This is a genomic window from Streptomyces sp. NPDC006516 (assembly GCF_040611875.1).
Classification (GTDB): domain Bacteria; phylum Actinomycetota; class Actinomycetes; order Streptomycetales; family Streptomycetaceae; genus Streptomyces.
Genome location: NZ_JBEXPD010000007.1, coordinates 305,987 through 325,005 on the forward strand (window position 1 = coordinate 305,987; position 19,019 = coordinate 325,005).

Annotated in this window: 19 protein-coding genes and 1 tRNA gene; 12 read left to right on the forward strand and 8 right to left on the reverse strand. The window is 70.0% G+C overall.

Features of this window, described 5'->3' with window-relative positions; translation table 11 throughout:
• The first annotated feature begins 108 nt into the window (after window positions 1–108).
• Window positions 109–191: transfer RNA gene (locus ABZY45_RS21375), tRNA-Leu, on the forward strand.
• Between the two features lie 510 nt (window positions 192–701).
• Here the strand turns inward: ABZY45_RS21375 and ABZY45_RS21380 are convergent.
• Window positions 702–1,313, reverse strand: coding sequence for an NAD(P)H-dependent oxidoreductase (locus ABZY45_RS21380; RefSeq protein WP_356742012.1), 612 nt, complete (start codon window positions 1,311–1,313; stop codon window positions 702–704).
• Between the two features lie 152 nt (window positions 1,314–1,465).
• Between ABZY45_RS21380 and ABZY45_RS21385 the strand changes: the two genes are divergently transcribed.
• From ABZY45_RS21385 to ABZY45_RS21400, 4 genes are all read left to right on the forward strand, one after another.
• Window positions 1,466–1,813, forward strand: a complete 348-nt coding sequence (locus ABZY45_RS21385; protein WP_356742013.1) for a helix-turn-helix domain-containing protein — start codon at window positions 1,466–1,468, stop codon at window positions 1,811–1,813.
• Between the two features lie 293 nt (window positions 1,814–2,106).
• Window positions 2,107–3,564 carry a DUF2252 domain-containing protein gene (locus ABZY45_RS21390; protein WP_356742014.1) on the forward strand — a complete coding sequence of 486 codons (1,458 nt, stop codon included), beginning with the start codon at window positions 2,107–2,109 and terminating at the stop codon, window positions 3,562–3,564.
• A 58-nt stretch (window positions 3,565–3,622) separates the two neighbouring features.
• On the forward strand, window positions 3,623–4,615 hold the full coding sequence (locus ABZY45_RS21395) for a J domain-containing protein (protein ID WP_356742016.1): 993 nt from the start codon (window positions 3,623–3,625) through the stop codon (window positions 4,613–4,615).
• A 68-nt stretch (window positions 4,616–4,683) separates the two neighbouring features.
• Window positions 4,684–5,028: a rhodanese-like domain-containing protein gene (locus tag ABZY45_RS21400; RefSeq protein ID WP_356742017.1), complete on the forward strand. Its 345-nt coding sequence runs from the start codon at window positions 4,684–4,686 to the stop codon at window positions 5,026–5,028.
• Between the two features lie 366 nt (window positions 5,029–5,394).
• Here ABZY45_RS21400 and ABZY45_RS21405 read toward each other — a convergent pair whose 3' ends face one another.
• Genes ABZY45_RS21405 through paaA form a run of 5 tightly spaced genes read right to left on the reverse strand, consistent with a single transcriptional unit; the run spans window position 5,395 to window position 8,970 of the window.
• Window positions 5,395–6,456, reverse strand: a complete 1,062-nt coding sequence (locus ABZY45_RS21405) for a 2Fe-2S iron-sulfur cluster-binding protein (protein WP_356742019.1) — start codon at window positions 6,454–6,456, stop codon at window positions 5,395–5,397.
• Window positions 6,457–6,954 (reverse strand): 1,2-phenylacetyl-CoA epoxidase subunit PaaD, encoded by a 498-nt coding sequence (paaD, locus tag ABZY45_RS21410; RefSeq protein WP_356742020.1) that lies wholly within the window; start codon window positions 6,952–6,954, stop codon window positions 6,457–6,459.
• Window positions 6,948–7,649 carry a 1,2-phenylacetyl-CoA epoxidase subunit PaaC gene (gene paaC, locus ABZY45_RS21415; RefSeq protein WP_356742021.1) on the reverse strand — a complete coding sequence of 234 codons (702 nt, stop codon included), beginning with the start codon at window positions 7,647–7,649 and terminating at the stop codon, window positions 6,948–6,950. The genes paaD and paaC overlap by 7 nt, the downstream gene beginning before the upstream one ends.
• Window positions 7,646–7,936 carry a 1,2-phenylacetyl-CoA epoxidase subunit PaaB gene (gene paaB, locus ABZY45_RS21420; protein WP_356742022.1) on the reverse strand — a complete coding sequence of 97 codons (291 nt, stop codon included), beginning with the start codon at window positions 7,934–7,936 and terminating at the stop codon, window positions 7,646–7,648. The genes paaC and paaB overlap by 4 nt, the downstream gene beginning before the upstream one ends.
• Window positions 7,933–8,970 carry a 1,2-phenylacetyl-CoA epoxidase subunit PaaA gene (gene paaA / locus ABZY45_RS21425; RefSeq protein ID WP_356742023.1) on the reverse strand — a complete coding sequence of 346 codons (1,038 nt, stop codon included), beginning with the start codon at window positions 8,968–8,970 and terminating at the stop codon, window positions 7,933–7,935. The genes paaB and paaA overlap by 4 nt, the downstream gene beginning before the upstream one ends.
• A 115-nt stretch (window positions 8,971–9,085) precedes the next feature.
• Here paaA and ABZY45_RS21430 point away from each other — a divergent pair, with 115 nt between their 5' ends.
• From ABZY45_RS21430 to ABZY45_RS21440, 3 genes are read left to right on the forward strand one after another with little or no spacing between them, the layout of a single operon-like run.
• Entirely contained in the window at window positions 9,086–9,958 is an 873-nt protein-coding gene (locus tag ABZY45_RS21430) for a DUF5819 family protein (RefSeq protein WP_356742024.1), read from the forward strand.
• A complete protein-coding gene (locus tag ABZY45_RS21435) occupies window positions 9,955–11,250 on the forward strand; it encodes an HTTM domain-containing protein (RefSeq protein ID WP_356742026.1) in 1,296 nt (431 codons plus the stop codon). The genes ABZY45_RS21430 and ABZY45_RS21435 overlap by 4 nt, the downstream gene beginning before the upstream one ends.
• On the forward strand, window positions 11,247–11,957 hold the full coding sequence (locus tag ABZY45_RS21440; RefSeq protein WP_356742027.1) for a TrmH family RNA methyltransferase: 711 nt from the start codon (window positions 11,247–11,249) through the stop codon (window positions 11,955–11,957). The genes ABZY45_RS21435 and ABZY45_RS21440 overlap by 4 nt, the downstream gene beginning before the upstream one ends.
• Window positions 11,958–12,086: 129 nt before the next feature.
• Here ABZY45_RS21440 and paaN read toward each other — a convergent pair whose 3' ends face one another.
• Window positions 12,087–13,787, reverse strand: a complete 1,701-nt coding sequence (gene paaN / locus ABZY45_RS21445; protein WP_356742029.1) for a phenylacetic acid degradation protein PaaN — start codon at window positions 13,785–13,787, stop codon at window positions 12,087–12,089.
• A 123-nt stretch (window positions 13,788–13,910) separates the two neighbouring features.
• On the opposite strand from paaN, the gene ABZY45_RS21450 reads away from it, so the two are divergent.
• Window positions 13,911–14,501: a TetR/AcrR family transcriptional regulator gene (locus ABZY45_RS21450; protein ID WP_356742030.1), complete on the forward strand. Its 591-nt coding sequence runs from the start codon at window positions 13,911–13,913 to the stop codon at window positions 14,499–14,501.
• A gap of 10 nt (window positions 14,502–14,511) precedes the next feature.
• Here the strand turns inward: ABZY45_RS21450 and ABZY45_RS21455 are convergent, their stop codons facing one another.
• Window positions 14,512–15,033, reverse strand: a complete 522-nt coding sequence (locus ABZY45_RS21455) for an Lrp/AsnC family transcriptional regulator (RefSeq protein ID WP_356742031.1) — start codon at window positions 15,031–15,033, stop codon at window positions 14,512–14,514.
• A 210-nt stretch (window positions 15,034–15,243) separates the two neighbouring features.
• Here ABZY45_RS21455 and pdhA point away from each other — a divergent pair, with 210 nt between their 5' ends.
• From pdhA to ABZY45_RS21470, 3 genes are read left to right on the forward strand one after another with little or no spacing between them, the layout of a single operon-like run.
• Entirely contained in the window at window positions 15,244–16,407 is a 1,164-nt protein-coding gene (gene pdhA, locus ABZY45_RS21460; RefSeq protein ID WP_356742033.1) for a pyruvate dehydrogenase (acetyl-transferring) E1 component subunit alpha, read from the forward strand.
• Window positions 16,404–17,435: an alpha-ketoacid dehydrogenase subunit beta gene (locus ABZY45_RS21465; protein WP_356742034.1), complete on the forward strand. Its 1,032-nt coding sequence runs from the start codon at window positions 16,404–16,406 to the stop codon at window positions 17,433–17,435. The genes pdhA and ABZY45_RS21465 overlap by 4 nt, the downstream gene beginning before the upstream one ends.
• Window positions 17,435–18,886, forward strand: coding sequence for a dihydrolipoamide acetyltransferase family protein (locus ABZY45_RS21470; protein ID WP_356742035.1), 1,452 nt, complete (start codon window positions 17,435–17,437; stop codon window positions 18,884–18,886). The genes ABZY45_RS21465 and ABZY45_RS21470 overlap by 1 nt, the downstream gene beginning before the upstream one ends.
• The last annotated feature ends 133 nt before the right edge of the window (window positions 18,887–19,019 follow it).

Genomic DNA, 19,019 nt, shown 5'->3' on the forward strand with positions numbered 1-19,019 from the left:
GTTCCCGTGAAACAACGGATGTGAATCCACCCTGTCCAGCGTGCTAATCTTCCGTTTGTCGCCAGGCGCTCGCACCACACGGTGGGAGAGCTTGAAAGCACCACTCTTGCGCGAGTGGCGGAACGGCAGACGCGCTGGCTTCAGGTGCCAGTGTCCTTAGGGACGTGGGGGTTCAAATCCCCCCTCGCGCACAACGGGCAGTTGACTGCAACTGCCGGGTTGGTTCGACAGAACCCCCGCACCGGATCTCATCCGGTGCGGGGGTTCTTCGTTGTGTGCATTTGTCTGTGCGTCCTCTGTGCGGTCGGCGTGGCTCGTGTCCCTGGGGGATTCGCCAGGTCGGCGCGTGGCCGGCCGGGTGCTGTGAATCTGGAGCACCGCAGGCCCGACGGGTGCCGTCGGGCCTGCGCGGCCCTGCGTCCGGGGGAGCGTGCATGAGGGGGTGGCTGTGAGGCGGGTCGTGGTGGGGGCGTCCTTTGATGAGGGGGCCCGGCCGCGGTAGCTGCTGCCTCTGTTTCACGTGAAACGTCGGATGCGAATGGCGGGTTCCAGGGGGCGCTTCGGCCCAGCGGGCCGCTCGGCGCGCCTGGCGTGGCGGCGGAGTGAGCTGCCCCGCTGTCGGGTGGCGCGGGATGCTCCCTTCGGGCGCCGGGGAGAGCTGCCGGGTGCCCAGGTGTACCCGCGGCCGGTGTGGGGAGCTGTCAGGCGGCGAAGCGGGCGGCCAGTGCCTTGGCCTTCTCCGTCGCGTCGTTGAACGCCTTGGCGCGGGAGGCGTCTGCGAGCGGAATGAGTTCGGCCATCTCGGGCTTCGAATGGGCCAGAGTCAACTCCGGCACGATGAAGTCGACTTCGGCTCCCAGCATGCCCGTCAGGACCTTCTCCAGATAGTTCTGGACGAACTCGAAGTCCTCCCGCGGGGTGCCAGGCGCGTACGAACCGCCTCGGCTGGCCACGACCGTGACAGGCGTGCCGGCGACGGGGCCGTCAGGGCCGGAGTTGTGGCCGACGATGATCACCTGATCCAGCCATGCCTTCAGGGTGGACGGGATCGAGAAGTTGTACATCGGTGCGCCGATGAGCACTGCGTCCGCCTCGGTCAGCTCGGCGGCCAGTTCCCCGCGCAGCGCGTCGTCGGCGCCGGCGGCCACGGCGGAGGCGTCCAGGTGGGGCAGAGGATCGGCGGCGAGGTCGCGATACACGACACGGCCCTCCGGGTGCTGCTCGCGCCATGCCTCCACGAACGCGGCGGTGACCTCACGGGAAGCGGAGCCCTGGGGAAATACGGCGGAGTCGAGGTGAAGGAGCGTGGCCATGGTGATCTCCAGATGAATCGGACTGTCGGCCCGGAGCGGATCGCAGGAACCGTCAGAGGTGGCATGGGCTGCCAGGTTTTCGTATGTAGCTATTAATAACACAGTAGCTTACTAAAAATAAGCCCCTCACTGTGACGCAGTACCCTGGTGCCATGGCGGATCACAGCGAGCAGGCCTGTCGGCGGGTCGACGTGGGCATCACCCGCGTCTTCGAGCTGTTCGGGAAGCGCTGGACCGGCCCGATCGTGTCGGTGCTCATGCAGCAGCCCGTCCACTTCGCGGATCTGCGCCGGGCGATTCCAGGCATCAGCGAACGCATGCTGTCGGACCGTCTCACCGAGCTGGGTGCGGCAGGCCTCGTGCTGCGTGAGGTGGACGAAGGGCCCCCGCTGCGTGTGTCCTACAGCCTCACCGAGGCCGGTACCGCCATGGGGCCCGCCCTCGCCGAGCTCGGCAAGTGGGCGAACTCGTACCTGAGGGACCCGGGCGGCGGCTGCTGATCGGTCGCGACAGACAAGCGGCGGCCGGATGACCGCGCGGTGGGTGAACGGCCCTGGCGAGGGCCGGATTCATTCGTTGGCCGCCTCGTACCGCAGCAGGGAGACAGTCGGCGTGTGACCCGCCGGGCGGCGCAGGTCGCGAGGGTCTTCCTGTCGCTCCACCTGGTTGTCCACAGGCTGCCTCCGTAGTTGTCCACAGGGGAAGACGGCTGTGGCAGGACAGTTGTACGGTCGTCCGAAGTTGATGTCGGTCGGACGGAACGGCTGGACAAGGGCGGGGGAGGCGGCGCTCCATGGGCGAAGTCAGGACGACGGTGCCGGGACAGAGGGCGGCGGGGGACGGGCGCATCCCGGTCGTGCCGGGCTTCGCGCCGCGGGTGCCCGCAGGGGTGCGGCAGCCAGGACCCGTTCCGGTCTCCCCCAAGGAAGCCGGCAAGGCCCTGCGGCGTAAGGTCCCCAGGTCTTCCCACAGTTCACTGGTCCTGCCCGCCGGCCGGCCGGACGCGGTGCAGGCCGTCGAGGAGTCGAACCGGGGCCGGGTGCCCGGTCTGACACCCATCCGGGTGGGGCGCATGGCGGCGACGCCGTTCGCGTTCCTGCGCGGAGCGGCCGGGCTGATGGCCCATGACCTGGTGGGCACGCCGGTCACGGGCGTCGGTGCCCAGCTCTGCGGCGACGCGCACGCGGCCAACTTCGGTCTGTACGGCGACGCGCGCGGCAGCCTGGTCATCGATCTCAACGACTTCGACGAAACCGTCTTCGGCCCATGGGAGTGGGACCTCAAGCGGCTCGCCACCTCGCTGGTCCTCGCGGGCCGTGGGGTGGGGGCGGACGAGGCGACGTGTCGGCAGGGTGCCTACGACACCGTCGGCGCGTACAGGCGCACGATGCGTCTTCTGGCCGGGCTGTCGGCGCTTGACGCCTGGAACGCGATCGCCGACGAGGAACTCGTCTCACACACGGACGCGCGTGACCTGCTGGGGACTCTGGAGCGGGTCTCGGCCAAGGCGCGCAACAACACGAGCGCCCGATTCGCGGCCAGGTCGACGGAGCTCTGCGAGGACGGCGGCCGTCGCTTCGTGGACGCGGTGCCCGTACTGCGCAGGGTGCCCGACGCGGAGGCCGCAGCGGTCGCGGCAGGACTCGAGGGCTACCTCGGGACGATCTCGGAGGACAGGGTTCCGCTGCTGGCCCGCTACGCGATCCACGACGTCGCATTCCGGGTGGTCGGCACGGGAAGCGTGGGGACCCGGTCGTATGTGGTGCTGCTCCTGGATCACCGCGGCGAGCCGCTGGTCCTGCAGGTGAAGGAAGCCCGTCCTTCAGCCTTGGCGCCCTACCTTCCGCAGGTCGGCTTCGACGTTCCCGACGTCGTGCACGAAGGGCGCCGGGTGGTGCTCGGGCAGAAGCGGATGCAGGTCGTCAGTGACATGTTGCTCGGCTGGGCCGAGGTCGACGGCAGGCCGTATCAGGTGCGCCAGTTCAGGAATCGCAAGGGGAGCGTGGATCCGGCCGCACTCTCGGCCGACCAGGTCGACGACTACGGGCGGATGACCGGGGCGTTGCTGGCCCGGGCCCATGCGCACAGTGCCGACCCCCGGCTGCTGGCCGGCTACTGCGGGAAGAACGCGGAGCTGGATTCAGCGGTGGCCGATTTCGCCGTGACGTACGCGGACAGGACCGAGGCGGACCATGCCGAGCTCGTCCGGGCCGTCCGAAACGGACGAATAGCCGCCGAGCTCGGCGTCTGAGCGTTTTCGCGTCCGCCGCGTGTCCTCACAGGTCGGGGCATGGCCATACGCTGGACGGGTGACCCACGAAGCCGCCGGGGTGCCGACCACCCGGAACGACGAAGACCGGCAGGACCAGGACCGGCAGGAACAGCCGCAGCACGCGCAGGAGGCGCCCGAGGCGCCCCAGGGTGATCTGCGGGCAGGGCCTGCCGCGGGTGACGGGGCCGACGAGCCGGAGTCGGACGCAGCCGGCGAGGCGGGGAGTGGTGGCGCGCCGACGGGTGAGGCGGGCGCGCCCCGGCCGGAGGAGCGGCTCGCGAAAGCTGTCCGCGTGGCCGAGCAGGCACTGATCGAGTTCGAGATCGCGGTGGAGACCTTCCGGGTGGAGGTGGAGAACTTCTCCCGGCTGCACCACCAGAAGCTCGGCCCGATGTACGCCCGCCTGGACGAGCTCGATGCGCAGATCGCCGAGGCGCGGGCCGCGAGGACCGGTGATCCGGAGGATCTGCGCAAGGCTCAGGAGGCGCGCGCGATCGTGATGCCGATGCCGGGCGTCGACGAGCTCTTCCACGACTGGATGGACTCGGACGGGCTCTCGCCCGAGGCATCGGCCATGCTCACCGAACAGCCCGTCCGGCCGCCGAAGAGGGTCAGGCCGAGCGAGGAGGCGCGCAAGCTCTATCGGGAGCTGGCCCGCCAGGCCCATCCGGACCTGGCGCCGGACGAGAAGGAGCGGACACGGCGGGACGAGTTCATCGCTCGTGTCAACGCGGCTTACGGGCGTGGCGACGTGGCCCTGCTGAAGGAACTGTCCGCCGAGTGGGAGGCAGGGCCGGTGGCGCCGGAGCTGAGGTTGAGCGAGAGCGAGGAGCTCTACGCGCGGCTGGAGTGGCTCACCCGGCGTAAGGAACTGCTCACCGTCCTGGCGCAGGAGCTGGAGGGGAGTGCGATCGGTTCGATGCTGCGGATGGCGCCTGAGGATCCCGACCGGCTGCTGGACGACATCGGCGAGCAGCTTCTGGCGACGGTGGCCGAGCGTGAGGCGGAGCTCGCGGGCCTGGTGCAGTAGCGTTTCCGACAGCTCTGGCGCGTATCCGCGACAGTCCTGGCGTGTATCTACGAGAGAAGGCATGACCCATGAATTTCGCTCCGCTGCCCTCGGTTGATGCCGCGGCGGTTCCGTCGGACGGCTTCGTGCTGGATGTCCGGGAGAACGACGAGTGGGCGGCCGGGCATGTCGAGGGCGCGCTGCACATTCCTATGAGCGACTTCGTGAACCGCTTCGGCGAGCTGACCGAGGCGGCCGACGACGGTCGGCGTGTGCACGTGATGTGCCGGGTCGGGGGTCGGTCCGCACAGGTCACCCAGTATCTGGTGCAGCAGGGCATCGATGCCGTCAACATCGACGGCGGCATGTTGGCCTGGGACGGTGCAGGCCGCCCCATGGTCACGGACACCGGGAACTCGGCTTTCGTCCTCTGACGGGGGGCCAGACGCTCAAGGCCAGACGCTCAAGGCCAGACGCTCAAGGCCAGACGCTCAAGGCCAGACGCCCAAGGCCGGACGAACCCGCTCTGACGGACCGATGGGCGGGCGGTCAGGAGGGTGGATGGTGCCCTCCTGACGCCGACGGCAGGCACACCAGAGACGGCCGCAGGCGCGCGACGCCGGGGCCGAGGCCGGTCCTGCGGCCCCGACGCCCGGGCCGCGTCTCGGGCGTCGGAGGGCGTGCCCGCCAGCGAGGTTCGTCCTTGCCAGGCCTGCCTCGCGGGCGATGCCCCGGCCCCGCCGGTGAGGCACGGGCCATGCCCGGGCCCCCGCCCGTGAAGGTCGGCGGGGGCGAAGCCGTCAGCGGTCGAAGTCGATCTCCACTTCCGGTGTGACGGGGTGCGACTGGCAGGCGAGCACGAAGCCGGCTCCCGTCTCCTCCGGTTCCAGCGCGAAATTGCGGTCCATCCTGACTTCGCCCGCGACCAGGAAAGCCCGGCAGGTTCCGCACACTCCCCCCTTGCAGGCGTACGGAGCGTCCGCGCGGCTTCTCAGCACGGTGTCCAGCAGTGATTCGCCTGCCACCACCGGCCAGCTCCCCGACCGTCCGTCGAGAGTCGCCGTCAGCGTGCTCTCCGCCGGAGCGTCCCCCCGGGCGGCAGGCGGCCCTGCCGCACCCTCGTCGGCGACGTGGAAGATCTCCTGGTGGATGCGCGACCGGTCGGCGCCGAGTTCACGGAGCGCGCCCTCGGCCCCCTTGACGAGACCGAGTGGCCCGCACAGGAACCAGCCGTCCACGTCGGGCACGGACAGCAGTGCGGGCAACAACCCGGTGAGCCGTCCGCGGTCCAGCCGACCGGAGGGGAGCCCGGCTGCCTGCTCCTCCCGGGACAGTGCGGTGACCAACTGGAACCGATCCGGATACCGGTCCTTGAGCTCTGCCACCTCGTCGAGGAACATCGTCGAGGCCGCCGTACGGTCGCTGCGGATCAGGCAGAAGCGCGCCCGAGGCTCCCGCGCCAGAAGCGTCGACGCGATCGACAGCACCGGTGTGATTCCGCTGCCGCCGACAATCGCGGCAAAGTGCCCAGGACGTGGGTCGAGGATGAATCGGCCCATCGGGGCCATCGCCTCCACCTGGTCTCCGACGGCCAGCTCCTTGAGGGCATAAGTGGAGAACGCTCCACCGTCGACCATGCGGATGCCCACTCGCAGGGTGGGATCGGCCGGTTGTCGCGTGGCTGGTGCACAGATCGAGTACGACCGCCGGATCTCCTCGCCATCGATCCGGTATCGCACATTCAGGTGCTGGCCGGGCCTGTGCCGGAAAGTCTCGCGCAACTCTGGGGGCACGGCGAAGGTGACAGCCACCGCGTCGTCCGTGATCCGTTCGATCGCGCTGACCCGGAGCGGATGGAACATCTACAACTCCTTGAAGTGATCGAAGGGTTCGCGGCAGGCCACGCAGCGGCGCAGCGCCTTGCACGCCGTCGAGGAGAAGCGGCTCAGCAACTCCGTGTCCGTGGAGCCGCAGTGGGGACAGCGGACCGAGAGCGTGAGCGGAACCGGCCCGCCCGCTCGGCCTCCGGGCCGTGGCGGCGCTATCCCGAACTCCGCCAGCTTGCGGCGTCCTTCGTCACTGATGTCGTCCGTCGACCATGCCGGGGCGAGCACGGTGACCACGGACACCTCTTCGACACCGTGGGCGCGCAGGACACGCTCGATGTCGCTGGACATGGCTTCGATGGCGGGGCAGCCGGTGTAGGTGGGGGTGAGCCGCACAGTGACCCTGTCCGGCCCGTCCGCCCGCACTCCACGGAGCACGCCGAGCTCGTCGAGGGTGATTACCGGGAGCTCGGGATCGGGCACGGATCCCGCCAGCCGGTGGAGCTCCGCCTCAAGTGGGGTCTCGGTCACCATGACGCCCCCGGGTGGCTGCGGTGCAGGTGCTGCATCTCGGCGAGCATGCGCCCGAACGGCTCCGTGTGCAGGCCCTGCCGCCCCGCTCCGGCTGTCCAGGCGCCTGCCTGCGGACCCGACGGGACGGTCAGGGTGGCCTGCTCCACCACGGAGGTCACCCCGGCCAGCCAACCGTCACGCAGGGAGCGATGATCGACGTCGATGCCCTCTACAGGCTCGAACAGCTCGCCGGTGAACTTCCAGAGTGCGTCCAGAGCGCGCTGTGTGCGCTCATGGCTCTCCGCGGTCCCGTCACCGAGTCGCAGGACCCACTGTTCCGCGTGGTCGCGGTGGTAGGCCACTTCCTTGACGGCCTTCGCCGCGAGGTCCGCGAACTCGCCCTCCCCGGCCGCCAACCGCTCGTACAGCAGGTGCTGGTACACGGAGAAGTAGAGCTGGCGGACGATGGTGTGAGCGAAGTCGCCGTTCGGCTGCTCCACCAACTGCACGTTGCGGAAGGCGCGCTCCTCGCGCAGGTAGGCCAGCTCGTCCTCGTCCCCCACGAACGAGAACAGCATCCGGGCCTGTCCAAGGAGATCCAGGGCGATGTTGGCCAGAGCCACCTCCTCCTCCAGGACGGGAGCGTGACCGGCCCACTCCCCCAGGCGGTGCGAGAGCACCAGTGCGTCGTCGCCGAGGGCGAGGGCGGCGCTCACAGGTGCTTCACCCCTTCCGGGATCTCGTAGAAGGTGGGGTGGCGATAGGGCTTGTCGCCGGCGGGCTCGAAGAACGAGTCCTTCTCGTCGGGCGAGGAAGCGGTGATCTCCGTCGAGGGAACCACCCAGATGGAGACACCTTCCGAGCGCCGGGTGTACAGGTCGCGTGCGTTGCGCAGGGCCATCTCGGCATCCGGCGCGTGCAGGCTGCCGGCGTGGGTGTGGGACAGACCGCGCCGGGAGCGCACGAACACCTCCCACAGGGGCCAGTCGGTCGAGCTGGTCATGCGGTGGCCTCCACTGGCTGGGCGGCCGGTCCGGCTGTGCCGGGCCGTGCCGCGTGCTTGTCCGCGTATGCCGCTGCCGCCTCGCGGACCCAGGCGCCCTCTTCGTGAGCCGTGCGTCGCTGGGCGAGCCGCTGTTCGTTGCAGGGGCCGTTGCCCTTGAGGACCTCCTGGAACTCCGTCCAGTCGATCGCGCCGTAGTCGTGCTGCCCGAGCTCCTCGTTCCACCGGATGTCCGGATCGGGGAGCGTGAGTCCCAGTGCCTGTGCCTGGGGGACGCAGATGTCGACGAAGCGACGGCGCAGCTCGTCGTTGGAATGCCGCTTGATCTTCCAGGCCATCGACTGCGCCGAGTGCGCCGACGCGTCGTCGGGCGGGCCGAACATCATCAGCGACGGCCACCACCAGCGGTTCACCGCGTCCTGTGCCATCTCGTGCTGGGCGGGCGTGCCCCGGCTGAGGGCGAGAAGCAGCTCGTACCCCTGGCGCTGGTGGAAGGACTCCTCCTTGCAGATCCGGACCATCGCGCGGGCGTACGGGCCGTAGGAGCAGCGGCAGAGCGGCACCTGGTTGGTGATCGCGGCGCCGTCCACCAGCCAGCCGATCGCTCCGACGTCCGCCCAGGTCAGCGTCGGATAGTTGAAGATCGAGGAGTAGCGCTGGCGGCCGGCGTGCAGTTTGTCGAGCATCTCCTCGCGGCTGGTCCCCAGCGTTTCCGCCGCGCTGTACAGATACAGCCCGTGTCCCGCTTCGTCCTGGACCTTCGCCATCAGGATCGCCTTGCGGCGGAGCGAGGGCGCCCGCGTGATCCAGTTGGCTTCGGGCTGCATGCCGATGATCTCGGAATGGGCGTGCTGCGCCATCTGGCGGACCAGTGAGGCCCTGTAGGCGTCGGGCATCCAGTCCCGTGGCTCGATCCGGTCGTCGGCGGCGACCGCGGCGTCGAACACCGCCAGGCGTGCCGCATCCGCCGCATCCGCCGCATCCGCGGTGCCTGCCGTCCTCTGCGTCGTCTGGTCCGCAGCCACTGCCGCCATCCCGGGCTCCCTACCGACCGATCGTTCGGTTCCTTGACTTCAATGGTGGGTCGCAGGCCCGTAGGGTGTCAACCCTGTGGATAACTGAGCGGTGATCGAAGGCGATCGGGGCGGGATGGACGCGGACCGCGGTGGGCGCACCGAAAACGAGAAAACCGCCTGGCCAAGCGTGACGAGCAGCCCGTACGCCGATCAGGACGGGAGGGCCGCGCCCGCAGGCATACCGAATGCCCGGACCGACGCTCCGGGCCCTCCGGCCGCCGAGACGCCGCCGGGCACCGCGGAAGGGCACGGCCCGGCCTTCCTCCCGGGTGGCGGCATGGCGGCTCTGTCGCTTCCGTACCAGGTGGTCGCGGCGCTGGCGCTGTCCGTCATAGGGCTCCTGGCCGTAGGCCATCTGGCCGTGATCTTTCTGCACGTCGCGCCGTCCAACACGCTGACGAAGCAGCACGGCGAGGTGGTGGACGACTGGGTCTACCCCGAGTTCGAGCAGAACTGGAAGCTCTTCGCTCCCAATCCGCTTCAGCAGAACATCGCCGTCCACGCCCGCGCCGAGGTGTGGGGGGCCGAGGGTCGCACCACCACTCGATGGATCAATCTGTCGCAGCAGGACGGCGAGGCGATACGCGGGAACCTGCTCCCCAGCCATGTGGACCAGAACGCACTCCGACGCGCCTGGGACTTCTACACGGGCTCGCACGACGGAGAGAACCGTCCCAACGGCCTGCGCGGAGAGCTGTCCGAGCGCTACATCCGCCGCATCGTGATGCTGCGCCTCCTCGAAGGCGATCACGGCGGCACGGTCGAGCGCATCCAGGTGCGGTCCGCCGTCCGGTCCGTCGGGGCTCCTGCGTGGAGCGACGAGAAGATCAGCACCCGGCCGGACTACCGGGTACTCCCGTGGTGGACCGTCACGCCCTCCGATCTCCCGGATACGCCCGGCGCGGATCGAGCAGCCGCGTCACAGGACGGGCCGGCCGGGAAATGAGCGCATCCACACAGTTCCGGAACAGGGCCGGAGCCCGCCGCCGCTCGCTCGCCGAGGCCGTCCAGCACATCACCGCCTCGCCGCTCGGTGCCCACCAGAGCGCCGTGGTGCGGATCGGTGTCTCCGCCACGTATCTGCTGTTCCTACTGCGCGAGCTGCCGCACCGGCACGAGTTGTACGGCCCCGACAGCCCGTGGCGCTGGGACATGGCCCGTCGGCTCATCAGCAACAACGACGCCTTCACCGCCCTCATGTGGTCGGACAGCACGATCTGGTTCGAGACCGTCTACGCGCTGACGCTGATCTCGGCCGCGCTCCTGATGGTCGGCTGGCGGACCCGCGCGACCTCCGTGCTGTTCATGGCCGGTGTGCTCTCCCTGCAGAACCGCAGCATCTTCATGGGCGACGGTGGCGACAACGTCATCCACCTGATGGCGATCTACCTGATGCTGACGCGCTGCGCGCGCGTGTGGTCCCTGGACGCGCGTCGTGCCGCACGGAACGCCGCGTGGCACACGGACGGCGTCGGACGCCCCCGGGACGTGGGCGTCGGACGCCCCCGGGACGTCGTGGGGCCGGTCCTGTGGGTGGTGCTCGGGGCGTTCCTCCTGCCCGCCACGCTGATGGGAGGCCTTGGCGGCACCTGGTGGCTGCCGTCCCTCCTGTGGGCCCTGTGGATGGGGAACGGAGCCTGGTGGGCGGTGAACAGGTACGCGCCGGACCGTGAGCTGCGGGCGCTCTTCGACGTGGTGGCCAACCTCGCCCACAACGCCGCACTGCTCGTGATCATGGCCGAGGTCTGTCTGATCTACGCGACCGCCGGCTGGTACAAGATCCAGGGCTCCCGCTGGCAGGACGGGACAGCTCTCTACTACCCGCTCAAGCTGGACTACTTCACGCCGTGGCCTGAGCTCTCCGGCATTCTCGCGTCCAGCGCGCTGGCGGTCCTGGTGCTGACGTATGCCACGGTGATCGTGCAGGTCGCCTTCCCGTTCACGCTGTTCAACCGGCGGGTCAAGAACGTCCTGCTGGTCCTCATGATCGGTGAGCACGCCGGGATCGCCGTTCTGCTGGGGCTTCCCTTCTTCTCGATGGCGATGATCGCCGCGGACGCCATCTTCCTGCCGACGGTCTTCCTGGTGTGGCTCGGACGGAGGGTGACCCTCGGCCGTCAGCGGCTTTTTCCGGGTGCGGCGGGCAAGGTGCGTGTCCCGGGCCGGCGGCGGGCGGAGGCCGGCGAGGAGGAGGCCCCGCGCAGCGGTGACGGCCGTGGCCATACGCTCGTCAGGTGAGCAGCGAGACCGGCAGTACAGAAGAGCGCAGGGCGACAGCGGCATCCGATCCGTCCGCGGAACCCGTCCAGTACGACGACGGATACGGCGAACCGGTCGGAGTGGGGCCGCACCCGCTGCCCTGGCCCGAGGGGGAGCGCTACGACCCCGAGCTCCTCGCGGCGGGTGACCGGCGCAACGTGGGTGACGCCTACCGGTACTGGACGCGGGAGGCCATCGTCGCCGACCTCGATCTGCGACGGCACGACTTCCACGTGGCGGTCGAGAACTGGGGCCACGACTTCAACATCGGCTCGGTGGTGCGCACAGCCAACGCCTTTCTCGCGAAGGAGATCCACATCGTGGGGCGCCGCCGCTGGAACCGCCGCGGTGCGATGGTCACCGACCGCTACCAGCATGTGCGTCACCACCCCGACACGGCTGATCTGACGGCCTGGGCGGAAGCGGAGGGACTGCCGATCATCGGGATCGACAACCTTCCCGGTGCCGTACCTCTGGAGCGCACGGAACTGCCGCGCCGGTGTGTGCTCCTGTTCGGACAGGAGGGGCCGGGGCTGACGGAGGAAGCCCGCAAGCACGCTGCCGTGGTTTGCTCGATCGCGCAGTTCGGCTCGACGCGGTCGATCAACGCGGGAGCGGCTGCCGCCATCGCGATGCATGCCTGGGTGCAGCGGTACGCGGACATCCCGGATCCCCGGACACCGTGACGGGCGGGGACCGACGGGCACGGTGACCGGAGGCTCCGGGCACGATGATCGACGGAGCCCGGGCGTGGTCACCGGTGGAGCGGAAGTCCGCTCCACCGGGTCTGTCCCCGCCCGCCGGCAGCCTTCGCCTCAGGCCTGGCGGCGCACCTCCACCACGCGGAAGCGGTTGGAGACGAACGCCCCGTCGCAGAGCGCGGCGTTGGCCGCCGGGTTGCCGCCGGACCCGTGGAAGTCGGAGAAGGCCGCAGTCTGGTTGACGTAGACGCCGCCGGTGAGGTTCAGCGAGAGCTGGGCCGACTCGTCGAAGCAGACGTCCTCGACCGCGCGTTCCACCTCGGGGGATGTGGTGTACGCGCCGACGGTCATCGCGCCCTTCTCGCGGACCGTACGGCGCAGCAGACCGAGGGCGTCGGCGGTCGAGTCGACGGCGACCGCGAACGCGACCGGGCCGAAGCACTCCGAGAGGTAGGGAGCGCCGTCGTCGGGCTTGGAGCCGTCCAGTTTGACGAGGACAGGTGTGCGCACGACGGCGTCGGGAAAGTCGGGGTTCGTCACCGGGCGTGAAGCGAGGGCGACATCACCGAGGGCCGCGGCCCCGTCCAGGCGCGCCTTGACGTCCGGGTTGACCAGGGCACCCAGCAGGCCGTTGGCCCGGGCGTCGTCGCCGAGGAGGCCGTTCACCGCCTCCGCGATGTCCGTCACCACGTCCTCGTAGGACCTGGGCCCCGCGTCGGTCGTGATGCCGTCGCGCGGGATGAGCAGGTTCTGCGGGGTCGTGCACATCTGGCCGCTGTAGAGCGAGAGCGAGAAGGCCAGGTTGGAGAGCATGCCCCGGTAGTCGTCGGTGGAGTCGAGGACGACTGTGTTGACGCCGGCCTTCTCCGTGTAGACCTGGGCCTGGCGGGCGTTGGCCTCCAGCCACTCACCGAAGGCGGTGGAACCCGTGTAGTCGATGATCTTGACCTCGGGCCGTACCGCAAGGGTCTTGGCGATGCCCTCGCCGGGCTGTTCGGCCGCCAGCGCGACCAGATTCGGGTCGAAGCCCGCCTCGGAGAGGACCTCGCGGGCCAGCCGGACGGTGAGCGCCAGCGGCAGGACCGCCCGGGGATGCGGCTTGACCAGCACGGGGTTGCCGGTCGCGAGCGAGGCGAAGAGCCCCGGGTAGCCGTTCCACGTGGGGAAGGTGTTGCAGCCGATCAGGAGCGAGATGCCCCGCCCTGCCGCCGTGAACGACTTACGCAGCTGGAGTGGATCGCGCTTGCCCTGCGGCTTCGACCAGTCGGCGGACTGCGGGGTGCGGGTCTGCTCCTGGTAGGCGTACGCCACCGCTTCCAGGCCACGGTCCTGGGCGTGCGGGCCGCCCGCCTGGAACGCCATGACGAACGCCTGCCCGCTCGTGTGCATCACGGCGTGGGCCAGCTCGTGCGTACGGGCGCTGATCCGGGCGAGGATCTCCAGACAGACGAGCGCCCTCGTCTCGGGCCCCGCCGCGCGCCAGGACGCCATTCCGGCGCTCATCGCGGGCAGCAGGACGTCCGGATCGCAGTGCGGATACTCGACGCCGAGCTCCGGCCCGTACGGCGAGACCTCTCCGCCGGTCCAGCCGTCGGTCCCGGGCTGGCCGAGATCCAGCCGGGTTCCGAGGACGGCCTCGAACGCGGCCTTGCCCTCCGCGGCTCCGAGGCTGCCGGCCAGCCCGCCCTCGCCGTAGGCCTTCGGGTGCTCGGGATGGGGGGACCAGTAGGCGCGTGTGCGGATCGCGTCGAGGGCTTGGTCGAGCGTCGGGCGATGGATGTCGGACAGCTTCTCTGGGGAAAGCGCGGCGGCCATGACGGACCAACTCCTCGTCGAGCTGGGCAGGGATGTGCGGACGGAGTTAGAGTAACCGAACGATCGGTCGGGACAAGGGGCCCCAAGGAACCTGTGGACAACTCATGGGGGAGGATCGCGTTCATGACCACGGCCAAGCGGGACACGTACACCCCGGAGACACTCCTCGGCGTTGCCGTCCGTGTCTTCAACGAGCGCGGTTACGACGGCACGTCCATGGAGCACCTCTCCAAGGCGGCGGGCATCTCCAAGTCCTCCATCTACCACCACGTGGCGGGCAAGGAGGAGCTGCTCAGGCGTGCGGTGAGCCGGGCCATCGACGGTCTGTTCGGCATCCTCGACGAGGCGGGGGCGATACAGGGACGGGCGATCGCCCGGGTCGAGTACGTCACGCGCCGCACGGTCGAGGTGCTCATGGACGAGCTGCCCTACGTCACGCTGCTGCTGCGCGTACGCGGCAACACGAAGACGGAGCGCTGGGCCCTGGAACGGCGGCGTGAGTTCGACCAGAGGGTGTCCGATCTGCTCAAGGCGGCGGTGGCGGAGGGGGACCTTCGCGCTGATGTGGACATACGTCTGGCGACCAGGCTGCTCTTCGGCATGGTGAATTCCCTGGTCGAGTGGTACCGGCCGCAGCCAGGCGGGTCCGCGGAGGCGGATCAGCTCGCCGACACGGTCGTGCAGCTCGCCTTCGAGGGCATGCGAGCCGGCTGATCCCGGCGCCTCAGGCGAGCTCGGAGGGGCGGTCCGGGCGCGGGCCCAGGTCGGTCTCCTCGAACACCAGCAGGGTGCGGGTGGAGAGCACTTCAGGTATGGCCTGGATCCGGGTCAGGACCAGCTCGCGCAGCGCCTGGTTGTCAGGGGTGTGCACAAGGAGCAGGACGTCGAAGTCGCCGCTGACCAGCGCGATGTGGGTGGCGCCCGGCAGTGCCTGGAGCTCTTCGCGCACGGTGCGCCAGGAGTTCTGGACGATCTTGAGCGTGATGTAGGCGGAGGCGGCCTGCCCCGCCCGTTCGTGGTTCACGCGCGCGCTGAAACCACGGATGACGCCGTCCTCGACGAGGCGGTTGATCCTGGAGTAGGCGTTGGCCCTCGACACGTGGACGCGTTCGGCGACCGCCCGTATCGAGGCCCGGCCATCCGTCTGGAGGATGCGCAGGATCGCGCGGTCGGTGGAGTCCAGCGGGCGTGGAGGCGGAGTGCGGACCGGATCCCCGCCACGGTCAGCCATTTGTTCAGCTGCCATCTGCCCGCGCCTCCCTGTTGTGGACGACCTGCCTCTATCTCAGGCTGTGGACAACCGTTTGTCCACAGGCTGAAGGTGCCTGTAGCCAAATTGCGCCCGCGACCGAACAATCGGTAGGTGAGGCACGCCACACCGGTGCCCGCCCACGTCCGGACATCCCCGCAGATATCGACACCCCTCGTTCCGACCCGATGCCAGGAGGTGCTTGTCATGACGGTCCAAGAGCTGCCCGGCGCAGCCGCCTACCGGCCCACGCCGCCCCCGGCCTGGAAGCCGCTCACCGACCCCGCGCCGCTGCTCCCGGACCCCGAGCCGTACCGCGTGCTCGGTACGGACGCCGCGGCCGACGCCGATCCCGAGCTGCTTCTGCGGCTCTACGCGGAGCTGGTGCGCGGCCGACGGTACAACGCGCAGGCCACCGCCCTGACCAAGCAGGGCAGGCTCGCGGTGTACCCCTCCAGCACCGGTCAGGAGGCGTGCGAGATCGCGGCGGCGCTCGTCCTGGAGGACCGTGACTGGCTCTTCCCCAGCTATCGCGACACCCTTGCCGCGGTGGCGCGTGGTCTGGACCCGGTCCAGGCGCTGACCTTGCTGCGGGGGGACCGGCACACCGGGTACGACCCGCGTGAACACCGCATCGCCCCGCTCTGCACGCCGCTGGCCACACAGCTGCCGCACGCCGTGGGACTGGCGCACGCGGCTCGCATCAAGGGCGACGACGTGGTCGCACTCGCGATGGTCGGTGACGGCGGCACCAGTGAGGGCGACTTCCACGAAGCACTGAATTTCGCGGCCGTGTGGAAGGCGCCGGTCGTCTTCCTCGTGCAGAACAACGGCTTCGCGATCTCCGTCCCGCTGGCCAAGCAGACGGCTGCGCCGTCCCTCGCGCACAAGGCCGTGGGGTACGGGATGCCGGGACGGCTGGTCGACGGCAACGACGCGGCGGCGACGCACCAGGTGCTGAGCGAGGCGGTGGCGCGGGCCAGGCGTGGTGAAGGACCAACGCTCGTCGAAGCGGTCACATACCGCATGGACGCCCATACGAACGCCGACGACGCCACGCGGTACCGAGTCGACAGCGAGGTGGAGACGTGGCGCGCCCACGACCCGATCGGCCTTCTCGAACGGGAACTGACCGAGCGAGGGCTGCTGGACGAGGACGGTGTGGAGAAGGTGCGGGAAGCGGCGGAGCGGATGGCGGCGGGCCTGCGTGAGCAGATGAACGCGGATCCGGTACTCGACCCGATGGACCTGTTCACCCATGTCTACGGAGAGCAGACCGAGCAGCTTCGTGAGCAGGCCGCGCGGCTGCGCACGGAGCTCGACGCGGAAGCTGCCGGGCACGACGAGACCGGTGCGGAGGGCGGCCGATGAGCACGGTTGCGGCGGCGCCCGGCAGTCGGGCGGACCGCGCCAGGCCCGCCACGATGGCGCAGGCTCTCGGCCGCGCCTTGCGCGACGCGATGGCGCAGGACCCGTCGGTGCATGTCCTCGGCGAGGACGTGGGCACGCTCGGCGGAGTCTTCCGTGTCACCGACGGGCTGGCGAAGGAGTTCGGCGACGAGCGCTGCACGGACACCCCGCTGGCCGAGGCGGGGATCCTCGGTGCGGCCGTCGGCATGGCGATGTACGGCCTGCGGCCGGTCGTGGAGATGCAGTTCGACGCCTTCGCCTATCCGGCGTTCGAGCAGCTGGTCAGTCATGTCGCCAAGATGCGGAACCGCACCGGAGGCGCCATGCCGTTGCCGATCACGGTGCGGGTGCCCTACGGCGGCGGTATCGGCGGGGTCGAGCACCACAGCGACTCCTCGGAGGCCTACTACATGGCGACTCCCGGTCTGCACGTCGTCATGCCGGCCACGGTCGAGGACGCCTACGGTCTGTTGAGGGAGTCGATCGCCTCCGACGATCCGGTGGTCTTCCTGGAGCCGAAGCGGCTCTACTGGTCCAAGGCCGACTGGTCGCCGGACGCGCCGGTCGCGGTCGAGCCGATCGGACGGGCCGTGGTCCGGCGTGCCGGCCGCAGCGCGACCCTCATCACCTACGGTCCCTCCCTCCCGGTGTGCCTGGAAGCCGCCGAGGCGGCCACGGCCGAGGGCTGGGACCTCGAGGTGATCGATCTGCGTTCGCTGGTGCCCTTCGACGACGAGACAGTGACCGCCTCGGTCCGGCGCACAGGACGCGCGGTGGTCGTCCACGAGTCGTCCGGATTCGGCGGCCCTGGCGGCGAGATCGCGGCACGGGTCACCGAGCGGTGCTTCCACCATCTGGAGGCGCCGGTCCTGCGCGTCGCGGGATTCGACATCCCTTACCCGCCGCCCATGCAGGAGCGGCACCATCTGCCGGGTGTGGACCGGGTGCTCGACGCGGTCGCCCGTCTTCAGTGGGAGGCCGAGAGCTGATGGCGCAGGTGCTCGAATTCAAGCTGCCGGACCTCGGTGAAGGGCTGACCGAGGCCGAGATCGTGCGCTGGCTGGTGGAGGTCGGCGATGTCGTGGCGATCGACCAGCCGGTCGTCGAGGTGGAGACGGCCAAGGCCATGGTCGAGGTGCCGTGCCCGTACGGGGGCGTGGTGACGGCCAGATTCGGGGCGGAGGGCACGGAGCTGCCGGTCGGTGCACCGCTGCTGACGGTGGCGGTCGGGTCGGTCGAGCCGGTGAGGGGAGACCCGGAGACCCGAGCGCGCTCTGACGCGGACACGGTCGCAGGAGCGCGCGCTGACGCGGATACGAGCAGCGGGACGTCCGGCAACGTGCTGGTCGGGTACGGCACGGGCGCGCCGGTCGCCCGGCGCCGACGGGTACGGCCCGCGCCGATGTCGACACCGGGCACGGCTTCCCGTGAAGCGACGTCTCCGGGCGGGACGTCGTCGGACGCGCCGTCCGGCAGGACGGCCCCCACTGCGGCTCCCGAGCAAGCCTCGGCTCCCGGCACGGCGGTGACGCCGGGTCCGGTCGCCGTCATCTCCCCGCTGGTGCGGAAGCTGGCACGTCAACACGGTCTCGACCTCCGGCAGATCGTCGGCACGGGACGGGACGGGCTGATTCTGCGTACCGACGTGGAGTCCGCGATCAGTGCCACGGACGAGGAGCGTACGGCCGGGGCGGCACCGGCCGAAGCGGTACCGGTGGCCGGGCAGGTGCGGGACATGACGGAGGAGCGCATCCCGCTGCGCGGGGTGCGGGGGGCTGTCGCGGAGAAGCTGGCGCGCAGCCGGCGGGAGATTCCGGACGCCACCTGCTGGGTGGACGCCGACGCAACCGAACTGATGGCGGCACGAGCCGCGATGAACGCCGTCGGCGGCAAGGTCACAGAGCCGAAGGTGTCGGTGCTGGCCCTGCTGGCCCGTATCTGCACGGCCGCTCTCGCCCGCTTCCCCGAGCTCAACTCCCGGGTGGACACCGAGGCCCGGGAGATCGTGCGGCTGTCCGGGGTGCATCTGGGATTTGCCGCGCAGACGGACCGAGGCCTGGTCGTCCCGGTCGTCAGGGACGCGCATACGCGCAGTACGGAGTCGATCGGTGCGGAGATCGCCCGGCTGACCGAGGCGGCGCGCGAGGGGAAGCTGACCCCGGCGCAGCTCACGGGCGGGACGTTCACGCTGAACAACTACGGGGTGTTCGGCGTGGACGGTTCGACGCCGATCATCAACCACCCGGAGGCGGCCATGCTCGGCGTCGGGCGGATCGTGGCCAAGCCATGGGTGCACGAGGGCGAGCTGGCGGTCCGCCAGGTCGTCCAGCTCTCGCTCACCTTCGATCACCGGGTCTGTGACGGCGGCACGGCGGGTGGCTTCCTGCGGTACGTGGCCGACTGCGTGGAGCAACCGGCGGTGTTGTTGCGCTCCCTGTGACGGAGGCGGGTCGGCGTTGGGCACGGGGCGGCGACGGCCAATGAGACCGGCGCGGGGGGCAACGCTGCGGCGAAGGATGCGGGGCAGGGCCGTTCCCTCGGCCTCGGGCAGGGGCCCGGGCGGCAGTTCCGTC

What these genes read in the sequence shown, in the direction of transcription:
- ABZY45_RS21380 (WP_356742012.1), bottom strand. Translation starts at nt 1,313, where the DNA reads ATGGCCACGCTCCTTCACCTCGACTCCGCCGTATTTCCCCAGGGCTCC.
- ABZY45_RS21385 (WP_356742013.1), top strand. Translation starts at nt 1,466, where the DNA reads ATGGCGGATCACAGCGAGCAGGCCTGTCGGCGGGTCGACGTGGGCATC.
- ABZY45_RS21390 (WP_356742014.1), top strand. Translation starts at nt 2,107, where the DNA reads ATGGGCGAAGTCAGGACGACGGTGCCGGGACAGAGGGCGGCGGGGGAC.
- ABZY45_RS21400 (WP_356742017.1), top strand. Translation starts at nt 4,684, where the DNA reads ATGAATTTCGCTCCGCTGCCCTCGGTTGATGCCGCGGCGGTTCCGTCG.
- ABZY45_RS21405 (WP_356742019.1), bottom strand. Translation starts at nt 6,456, where the DNA reads ATGTTCCATCCGCTCCGGGTCAGCGCGATCGAACGGATCACGGACGAC.
- paaD (WP_356742020.1), bottom strand. Translation starts at nt 6,954, where the DNA reads ATGGTGACCGAGACCCCACTTGAGGCGGAGCTCCACCGGCTGGCGGGA.
- paaB (WP_356742022.1), bottom strand. Translation starts at nt 7,936, where the DNA reads ATGACCAGCTCGACCGACTGGCCCCTGTGGGAGGTGTTCGTGCGCTCC.
- paaA (WP_356742023.1), bottom strand. Translation starts at nt 8,970, where the DNA reads ATGGCGGCAGTGGCTGCGGACCAGACGACGCAGAGGACGGCAGGCACC.
- ABZY45_RS21430 (WP_356742024.1), top strand. Translation starts at nt 9,086, where the DNA reads ATGGACGCGGACCGCGGTGGGCGCACCGAAAACGAGAAAACCGCCTGG.
- ABZY45_RS21435 (WP_356742026.1), top strand. Translation starts at nt 9,955, where the DNA reads ATGAGCGCATCCACACAGTTCCGGAACAGGGCCGGAGCCCGCCGCCGC.
- paaN (WP_356742029.1), bottom strand. Translation starts at nt 13,787, where the DNA reads ATGGCCGCCGCGCTTTCCCCAGAGAAGCTGTCCGACATCCATCGCCCG.
- ABZY45_RS21450 (WP_356742030.1), top strand. Translation starts at nt 13,911, where the DNA reads ATGACCACGGCCAAGCGGGACACGTACACCCCGGAGACACTCCTCGGC.
- ABZY45_RS21455 (WP_356742031.1), bottom strand. Translation starts at nt 15,033, where the DNA reads ATGGCAGCTGAACAAATGGCTGACCGTGGCGGGGATCCGGTCCGCACT.
- pdhA (WP_356742033.1), top strand. Translation starts at nt 15,244, where the DNA reads ATGACGGTCCAAGAGCTGCCCGGCGCAGCCGCCTACCGGCCCACGCCG.
- ABZY45_RS21465 (WP_356742034.1), top strand. Translation starts at nt 16,404, where the DNA reads ATGAGCACGGTTGCGGCGGCGCCCGGCAGTCGGGCGGACCGCGCCAGG.
- ABZY45_RS21470 (WP_356742035.1), top strand. Translation starts at nt 17,435, where the DNA reads ATGGCGCAGGTGCTCGAATTCAAGCTGCCGGACCTCGGTGAAGGGCTG.